The sequence below is a fragment of the Streptomyces sp. NPDC060194 genome (assembly GCF_042728285.1).
Lineage (GTDB): Bacteria > Actinomycetota > Actinomycetes > Streptomycetales > Streptomycetaceae > Streptomyces.
On sequence record NZ_JBHWZH010000199.1, the window covers coordinates 1 to 8,437 of the forward strand.

9 protein-coding genes are annotated in these 8,437 nt (G+C 72.7%); 6 read left to right on the forward strand and 3 right to left on the reverse strand.

Features of this window, described 5'->3' with window-relative positions; translation table 11 throughout:
• Nucleotides 1-161: 161 nt before the first annotated feature.
• Entirely contained in the window at nucleotides 162-308 is a 147-nt protein-coding gene (locus ACFWEG_RS27010; protein WP_378886453.1) for a hypothetical protein, read from the reverse strand.
• 223 nt (nucleotides 309-531) lie between these two features.
• On the opposite strand from ACFWEG_RS27010, the gene ACFWEG_RS27015 reads away from it, so the two are divergent.
• A complete protein-coding gene (locus ACFWEG_RS27015) occupies nucleotides 532-1,014 on the forward strand; it encodes a hypothetical protein (protein WP_387220193.1) in 483 nt (160 codons plus the stop codon).
• A gap of 568 nt (nucleotides 1,015-1,582) precedes the next feature.
• Here the strand turns inward: ACFWEG_RS27015 and ACFWEG_RS27020 are convergent.
• Nucleotides 1,583-2,311 carry a GntR family transcriptional regulator gene (locus ACFWEG_RS27020; RefSeq protein ID WP_378886328.1) on the reverse strand — a complete coding sequence of 243 codons (729 nt, stop codon included), beginning with the start codon at nucleotides 2,309-2,311 and terminating at the stop codon, nucleotides 1,583-1,585.
• 157 nt (nucleotides 2,312-2,468) lie between these two features.
• On the opposite strand from ACFWEG_RS27020, the gene ACFWEG_RS27025 reads away from it, so the two are divergent.
• The 5 genes from ACFWEG_RS27025 to ACFWEG_RS27045 all read left to right on the forward strand — a co-directional run bounded on the left by ACFWEG_RS27025 (nucleotide 2,469) and on the right by ACFWEG_RS27045 (nucleotide 7,557).
• A complete protein-coding gene (locus ACFWEG_RS27025; RefSeq protein WP_387220195.1) occupies nucleotides 2,469-4,418 on the forward strand; it encodes an FtsK/SpoIIIE domain-containing protein in 1,950 nt (649 codons plus the stop codon).
• Nucleotides 4,415-4,603 carry a hypothetical protein gene (locus ACFWEG_RS27030; RefSeq protein WP_378886332.1) on the forward strand — a complete coding sequence of 63 codons (189 nt, stop codon included), beginning with the start codon at nucleotides 4,415-4,417 and terminating at the stop codon, nucleotides 4,601-4,603. The genes ACFWEG_RS27025 and ACFWEG_RS27030 overlap by 4 nt, the downstream gene beginning before the upstream one ends.
• 2 nt (nucleotides 4,604-4,605) lie before the next feature.
• Nucleotides 4,606-5,484: a protein spdB gene (locus ACFWEG_RS27035; RefSeq protein ID WP_378886334.1), complete on the forward strand. Its 879-nt coding sequence runs from the start codon at nucleotides 4,606-4,608 to the stop codon at nucleotides 5,482-5,484.
• Nucleotides 5,485-5,489: 5 nt separating this feature from the next.
• A complete protein-coding gene (locus tag ACFWEG_RS27040) occupies nucleotides 5,490-5,690 on the forward strand; it encodes a hypothetical protein (protein WP_387220197.1) in 201 nt (66 codons plus the stop codon).
• Nucleotides 5,691-6,351: 661 nt separating this feature from the next.
• A complete protein-coding gene (locus ACFWEG_RS27045; protein WP_387220200.1) occupies nucleotides 6,352-7,557 on the forward strand; it encodes a hypothetical protein in 1,206 nt (401 codons plus the stop codon).
• 292 nt (nucleotides 7,558-7,849) lie between these two features.
• Here ACFWEG_RS27045 and ACFWEG_RS27050 read toward each other — a convergent pair whose 3' ends face one another.
• Nucleotides 7,850-8,056, reverse strand: coding sequence for a hypothetical protein (locus ACFWEG_RS27050; RefSeq protein WP_378886451.1), 207 nt, complete (start codon nucleotides 8,054-8,056; stop codon nucleotides 7,850-7,852).
• Between the last annotated feature and the right edge of the window lie 381 nt (nucleotides 8,057-8,437).

Genomic DNA, 8,437 nt, shown 5'->3' on the forward strand with positions numbered 1-8,437 from the left:
CGCCCGGCGGTGCCGTGCGGGCTGCGGTTCCGCCGCGCACCCGACCCGCGTGCGACAAATAGGCGTTATGGGCGACTTAGTCGATTCGCTACCCATAGTCGTTATGAGAGGTATAGGCGCTTCGGGAATCTGTCGGATCGTGATGCAAGGGTGTGTGACCGCTACAGGTTCAGCAGCAGCGCAGCCGCCATGAACACCCCCAGCCCGAGCGTCAGCGGGACGACGAGCGCCGGGGTCTGCACGGCTGCGATCACCGCCACCGCCGTGATGGTCAGCACGAGCGCGATCTTGCTCCGGTCGTCGGTCATCGGATTCCTCCATCGGTCGGAAAAAGTGGTCCCACCCGGACGGGCAGGGCGACCTTGGTGGACGCGGGGGTTAGCCCCGCAAGTCCCTCCACCCCCTTGCTGGAGTCGAGGGGATTCCGACAGCACCGATCCCGGAACTCGTTCGGAAGAGCCGGTGCCGGCGGCGCGTCGCGGAGCCCTACCGGCCGCAAGAAGAGATCGGCCGCACGCGTACGGTCGCGCCATGACCGAGGACACCCCTAGAACCCCCGACGGGGCGAAGCTCTGCGCCTGGTGCGGAGGCGCGATCCGTCAGTCCGGCGTCGGCCGGTCCCGCGACTACTGCTCGCGGACGCACAAGGAGTACGCGTACCGCTCGCGTCGGGAGGCGAGGCTGATCGCTGAGGCACTCGCCGCTCAGGCGGCCGTTTCGACAACAGGCGAATCCGCCGTTTCGACAACAGTCGGAACCCCGGATGCGCCCGTTTCGCCTGTTGTCGAAACGGCGTCGCGGCCGGTCAAGCGCGGGAAGCGGCCGACGGCGGCCCCGCCGTCGATGTCGCTGCCGACGGAGTGGCGGGCGGTTCCGCCGGCACGTCCGGCGCTGCCGCTGCCGACCGAGCCGCGCTCGCCCGGACGGCGGCAGCTCACCCCGCCGATACGGCAGGAGCCGGCCCCGACCCTCTTCGACGAGGGGACCGGCCCGAACCCGCAGGTGGACGGGTGATCCGGACCGGCCCGCGGCGCTGGGATCAGCGAGTCGACGCCAGCCACATCGCGGCAGCAGCCAGCCCCCCGGCCCGCCCCGGAGCCGCGTACGGCCCCCTGACGCGCTTGCGGGGGCGACGGCGGGGGAACGGCGGCCGACCCCGTGAGAGGCCGTCAGGCGGCCGTACAGCGCCCGCCGTCGACCCTCCCTCGCCGCTGCCGTCCTTCAGCGCCCGGACGGGCCGCAGTCGCCGACGCTCCGGGCCACGGAGGCTTACGGACGGATGGCGCTCCCCGACCCCCTCCGGACCCGCCGCCCGGACGGGTCGGCGAGCGGCCTCCGGAGCGTGATCGAATCGGGCTCCCTCGCGCGCGCACGCGTAGGGGCCCCCTTCCTCGATCCGGTGCAACCGGGAAACCCACAGGTCAGGCGCGGTTGCCGCGCGCAACCGGGCAACTGCCCGCAACCGGGGGGAGCAACCGGGCGAAACGGGCACGTTGTTGATCTCCGCGCGGCATGATCGGCGATCTTCACGACGAAGGCCCCGCCGATCTTCGGCGGGGCCTTCGCGGTGGGGTGGGAGAGATCAACTCCGGTGGACGCGCCAGCGGCCGGCGGGCGCGACGGACTCCCCGACTTCGAGGACGTCGCCCTGGACGTCGACGAAGACGTTGCGGGACAGCGAGACCGGAGCTTCTGGCTCGATGCCGAGCTGCGCGGCCTGCTCGCTGGTCGCGGCCGCGGCGGTGGTCGCCTCCTCGGAGGCGATCGCCCGGCGGCCGGTCGCGGCCTCGATTGCCGACGGGGTGCCGCCGGTGATCCGCTCGCGGACCAGGAGGGCGGGCACGGTGTCGGCCAGCTCGCTCGCGAACCAGGACGTCGACGCGCTCACCGGCTGGTCGTCGGCGTTGTGGGTGACTCGCTGACGACGGACTGCCTGACCGCCGGCCTCGATGCCGAGCAGGTCGGCCACCCACTCCGGGGGCTCGGACAGGTCGGCGGCCGTGATCACCGCGTACTCGCCGTCCGTGTAGATCCGGCCCGTGGTCAGGGCCGCCTCCAGCCGGTCGGCGGCCGTGCGGTGCAGGGTCCGGCGGGTGCTCACCGTGGTGGCCGCGCCCTGCCGGGCTTCGGCGAGCCCTTCGGCCTTGAGCGTGCGGTGCACCTTCTGAGCGGTCGCGGTGGAGATCCCGTACTGCGCGGCCAGCTCGCGGACCGACGGGAGCGCGTCCCCGTGGCTCAGCTCGCCGCTGACGATCTTTGCCTTCAGCGCCGCGACCACCTGGAGGTAGGGCGGCGTGCGGTCCAGGGACATGAGGGCTCCTCAGCAGGGGTGAGTGTGCTAGTGAGCTACACACTGTACGCCTTGACACAGTGACTGTGCTACCACAGTATGGGATCTCACACGCAACGGACCGGACCCCGATAGCGCGGGGTCCGGCCCTGATCCACGGACCTGAAGGAGCCAGATCGTGGACGTACAGGCAGCATGGACGAAGATCGGGCCGGTGGCGAAAGCGCCGGCCTTCGTGGCGCGTACGAGGAACGCGCTGGACGCCGTCTCCCCCGCCCTCGCGCCGTTCGCCGCGCGCTGGGACGCCGAGGCCGACCGGCGCGCGCAGCTCCGGACCCCGGACAACCTCAAGCGGTTGATGGAGGCTCAGCGCACCCACACGTCGGCGCGGTCGACGGCGGCGCGGGCCAAGAGCCAGCGAGCCGCCGCGCGCAAGGCGTCGAAGAACCCGCTGAACGGCGCTCGCCGGGCGGCGGCAACGGCCAGTCGTGCGGCGCGCGGTGACCAGAAGGCGGCCCGCCAGGACCTCGCTGCAGCGCGGGCGTCCTACCCCGCGACCCTCGGTCGTCGGGCTGCCGAGGCGCACGCGGTCCACGCGGTCCCGGCCGGGATCGCCTCCTACCTGATGTCGACTCCGGTCGACCTGACGTTGTGGCCGGCCGCGACGTCGGCCGCGATCGTCGTCGCGAACGCGGTGGCCCTGCGGCTCGGTCGCCGCTCGGTCGCCGCGCCCGTGGAGGAGGGGCTCACGGCCGAGGAGCGCCGCCTGGTCGCACGCCTCGACCCGTCGTTCTGGGCTCACCACGCCGACGAGCGCGGGCTGTCCGGTACGGTGCCGGCCCCGGTGGAACTGACCCCGGCCGGGCTCATCACCCAGGTCCGCCTGGACGGTCGTTGGACGCCCCGCACGTTCCGGACCAAGCACGAGGAGATCCGCGCCCTGCTCGGGGCCCGGACGGATCTCCGCATGGAGATCAAGCCCGGATCGCACGGCGACCGCGCCACGATCACCCTGCGGACCCGCAGCGCCGCCGACGGGATCGAGCTGACCGGCTGGACTCCGGGCGACCCGTGGGGCGTCGACACGATCACCGGCGAGCCGGTGCAGGTCCCCCTCGGTCGCCGCATGCTGATCGCGGGCACGTCCGGGTCGGGCAAGTCCTGGTCGACCCGCGCCCTTCTCGCGGAGGGTTCCCACCACCACGACCATCGCCTGGTCGTCATCGACCCCAAGCGCGTGGAGGCCCTGAACTGGAAGCACCGCGCGCGGACGGCCGTCTACCTGGAGGACGTCCTCGACCTGACCGACGAACTCGTGCAGGAGATGCACGAGCGCCTGGAGTTGGTTCCGCGCGGCCAGGACGTTATCGCGATCAGCGCCGACCGGCCCCGGATCACGGTCTTCGTCGACGAGGGCGCGGAGGTCATCGCCATGGCCCGGACCCCCCGCGAGCGGGGCACCAAGGAGTCGCCGGGCGACCCGGACTGGTCCCGGATCATGGAGAACCTCCGCACCCTCGCCCGCATGGGGCGCGCGGCTGAGATCGTCCTGATCTGGGCCACGCAGAAGCCGACCATGGACCGCAACGGCGGCATCGACCCGCAGATCAGCGCCCAGATCACCTACCGTGCCGCGCTCGCCCTCAGCACCTCCGGCGAGGCCCGCACGGTCTTCGGCGAGGACGCCACCGAACGCGGCTGGCACGCCCACGACCTGCCCATGCCCGGCGTCGCGATGCTCCGCTCCGGCCCCAAGGTCCCGCCCAACCCGATCAACACCCGCGCCTTCTCCCCGGCCGACGTCATCGCCCTGCCCGACCGGCCGATTTGGCGGCGCGGTGCGGCGGTGCCGGCGTCCCCGGCCGCGTCGACCCTCCGACTCGTCAAGCCCGAGCCGGAAGCGGTCCCCGCGGCTGAGGTACCCGCCCAGACCGGCCCGGTGTCCAGCCGGGACCGCGTCCTCGTCGCCGTCCGCGACGGGGCCCGGACCGGCCGCGAGGTCGCCGACCGGACCGGGATCAACAAGGGCACCGTCTCCAAGGCGGTCAAGGCGCTGGTCGACGCGGGCGAGCTGCTGCGTGCCGAGGACGGCTCGCTGTCCACCCCGGCCGGGGAGGTGTCGGCATGACGCAGGACGGATTCGACCGCGCGGTCGTGGGCGGCCTGGTCGCCTTCGCCGCCTCGGTCGGCGTGCTCGCCACGGTCGGGCTGCTGCTGCTCCTGGCCCAGCTCGTCGCCCAGACCGTCGCCGCCGTCGCGGCGGCCGGCCCCGTCGGGATCGGCCTGTCCCTCGCACTCCGGAAGGGGAAGTGACCATGAAGAAGCGCAGCTACACGGCCGCCCCGGCGGTCCTGATGACCGTCGTCTCGATGGTCCTGACCCTCGCCGTGGTCGTGATGTGGCTCGGTCCGGCGGTCGGCCTGGCGGTCGCTCTGGTCGTCGGGCTCGGCATCGACGGCGGATGGCTCGCCACCCTCGCGTACGAGCGGCGGCTGGCCGCGCAGGGCGACCACGCCCGCGCCGTAATGGTGGTCGGCTGGGGCTTCGGCACCGTGGCGACCGCCGTCTTGGTCGCCCACGCGCTCGGTGAGGAGTCGCCCGGCGCATGGCTCGCCGTCTCCTGGCTCCCCCTCGCCGCGAAGTGCCTGTGGCTGGTCCACGGCATGTGGGAGCGGACCGCGCTCACCCCGGCCGCCCTCGACTCGATCCGCGAGATCCAGCAGGAGGCCCGCGACGAGGCGGCCGTGGCCCGCGCCCGGCTGCGGGCTGAGGCGGGGACCGAGGAGACCCGGCTGATGGCCGTGACGGAGGCCGGGGCGCGCGTCGCACGGGTACAGGCACGAACCGCTGAGCGGCTCTCCGGGGCCTGGTCGACCCTGGAGGCGGCCCGGCAGGGCGACGGCACCTCACGGGCCCTGACCTGCGTGACAGAGCGCGTCACGCCCGCGTCACAGCCCACGTGGTCTCTCCCCGTCTGGGGTCCGGTGGAGCCGGTCGCCGCGATCGAGGCGGCCCCCGCGCTCGCCGACGCCGACCTAGACCGCGTCGTCGCCGAGCTGCTCGCCAGCACGGAGCCGCCGATGTCGTACCGGGACACGGCCAGCGCCTTCCGGGCGGCCGGTCACGCGGCCGGGGAGACCCGCCTCCGGGCCTCCTGGCGCCGCGTCACCACCACGCTCGCGGAAGGGGCGTGAGGGTCATGGCGCTCGCCTACCTGCTCGCCCTCCTGGTCGGCCTCGTCCTCCTGGTGCTCCCGCTCCTGCGGCACCGCACCACCCCGACCGAGCCGACGCCCGCCGCGCCGGCCCCGGCCGCCGCACTCGCTGAGGGCGGACCGGAGATCCGCCTGATCCTCGCCGCCGCTACCCAGCTCGCGGCGCGGCTCGACACCGCTGCCTGACGCACGAGAGCCCCGCCGGAATCCGGCGGGGCTCTCTTCGGCCCTCGAAGTCCCACCAGCCACTTACCGCGTCAGAGCGACCAGGGGGAACGAATTGCCCACGAAATGCAAGGATCTGATCCAGCCCCAGAAAAGGCACGACCCCGGGCCTAGGAACCCGGGGTCGCCGCCCGAATCTCGCGCCGCTGAACCCGGCGAGACAGGACGTTGCTCTGTGACGAGCGTACGAGAGATCAGCACCACCAGCACACCCCGCGCCGAGTCGGCCGGCCCCCGCTGCCACTGCGGGCAGGCCATCGTCCACATCCCCGGCAAGCGACCCAAGCTCTACTGCTCGGATGCCTGCCGAAAGCGGGCAAAGCGGATCATTGCGGCCCAGTCACCCAGAGTAACCGGCACGACTACGGCGAGTAATCCGGACGCGGGCTTCAGTAGTAAGGGAAAATCTCCGTCCACCGCAGGTCAGAGGGGGGGTGTAAGGGTCGCGTCCACGGGCCGCGACCCTTACACCCCGGAGAAGCCCGGTCCGGAGCGTTCCCGGACGCCGAAGTCGGCCCCTCGTGACGAGCGGTACGACCGCCGCGACCGGCACCAGGCGGTCGCGCTCGGGGAGGCGTTTCGGGCGTGCGGGAACCGGCTCACCGGCAACGCGGCGACGCTCATGGCCGCCCTCGGTGAAGCGGCGATCACCGGCGTCTGCCGCTGCAACAACGTGCACATGTGCGCCTGGTGCGGGGCGCGCATCCTCGCGGTGCGGGCGTCGAACGCTCAGCTCATGGCCGACGGCCTGGCGCTCAACGGCTACGGGCTGCACCTCGGCACGTCGACCCTGAGGCACTTTTCCCGGATGCCGTTCGGCTCGAATCGCAAGGGCCAGCGCTTCGGCCTGGTGAGCGTGCTGCACGACGGCTGGCGCGGCGCGTACGGGTCCGCCGGGCGGCCCTGGCGGCGGCTCAAGGCTGAGTTCGGCGTGATCGGGTACGAGCGGGCGTACGAGGACACCTGGGGCCCGGACACGGGCTACCACCTGCACTGGCACACGCTGTGGGTCACGGCCGCCCCGCTCGATGCCGACGGGCAGATCGAGTTCCGGCGGGCGATCGCCACGGCGTGGGCCGACGGCGTCCGGTCGGCCGGCGGGTACGAGGTGAGCCAGACCTGCGACCGGCCGAACTGCCCGTGCGGCGGCGAGGGACACGGCACCGACCTGCGCTCGCTGAACAGTGGCGAGGAAGGCGAGACGGCCCGCTACCTGTACAAGGACGGCGACAAGGGCACGGCGAAGATCGGGCTGGAACTCTCCCGCCAGGACTTCAAGGACGGGCGCCGCGTCGGGCGGCTCGGACCGTGGCAGCTCGGGGACGCGGCGGCGGACGAGATGGCCGCGTCCGGCGGGGTGCCGGGCATCTTCACCACCGCGTACCGCGAGCGCGAGCGCGGGATCTACGGCGTCCGCAAGCAGTACCGCACGCAGGGCCTCAACGCCCTGGTGAAGGCACTGGAGATTGCGCAGGACACCCGGACCGAAGACGAGATCACGGACGAGTCCGGCGGCCTGGTGCCGATCCTCGTCATCCCGTCAGGCACCTGGTACCGGCACATTGCCCGGGTGCCCGGTCGCCGCCTTGATCTCGTCAAGGTCGCCGAAGCACACGGTCTCGGAGGCGTCCGGCTGCTGATCGAGTCCTGGGGCCTGCGGTGGGGCATCGACGTCTTCGACCCGCCGACCGAGGGCGCGTCGACCACCCAGGCCGGGGAGGACGAGCAATCGCCGAAGCTGTCCGCGCTGCTCGAACTCCCCGCCGCCCGGACCTTCCCCGAGCACGTCCACCGTGCCGTCCGCCGCCAGCGGGCGGCCGCGAACTGACCCCAGTTCGCACTAACTCGCTGCCCCGATCTGCTGGTCAGGACGGGGGAGCGAGTTAGTGCTTACTGATATCAGTTCGCCACAACTTGCTGTCCCGCTCACCGGTCGGTGGGCGGGGCCGGCGCGAGGCTCATTGGAACAATGAGCACTAACTCGCTCCCCCGGCCCGCTCCTCGAGGAGCGGGCCGGGTCGCGTGCGCGCTTGCTCGCCTGGCCGGGTGCTAGACCTAGCACCCGCAGCCGCTAGACCTAGCAGGTGTCCTAGCGGCAGACCGGGCGGCCGAGCAGCCGCCTAGCGCCTAGCACCTGGTGTCTCGACTCCCGTGCCGAGCGGCCGCCGTCCGTCGCGGCCGCCGTCGTCGTCCTGGTGCTCGTCGACGTCCAGGCGCTCGACGACGTCGGCCCGCTCGACGGGCAGCAGCCGCGGTGCCGGCGCATCCGTGGGCGTGCTCTTGGTGGTGCTCGGGCCGGTGCCCAACGGGCGACGCATCGTGCTCATGACGGCAGTCTCCCGCCGTCCGATCGAACGCACCGCCAGGCCGCTGGTTGCAGGACTGGTTGGGGTGCAGCAACCCCCGCGACAACCCTTGCACCAACACGCGTACCAACCCTTGCGCCGGGCCCGCTCCGCGCCCCCGCGAAAGCCCTGGTCGGCGCTCCTGGTTGGGGGGTTCCGGGTGCTCTGACATCCCCTCTACGCCACCCGCCCAGCCCCCAGGAGGTGGGGAGGACCTGGGGTCAGGGCGGGCGTCGGGCGAGGGGATTCGGGCGCTACTGGTCGCTCCCGCCCGGCGGTGCCGTGCGGGCTGCGGTTCCGCCGCGCACCCGACCCGCGTGCGACAAATAGGCGTTATGGGCGACTTAGTCGATTCGCTACCCA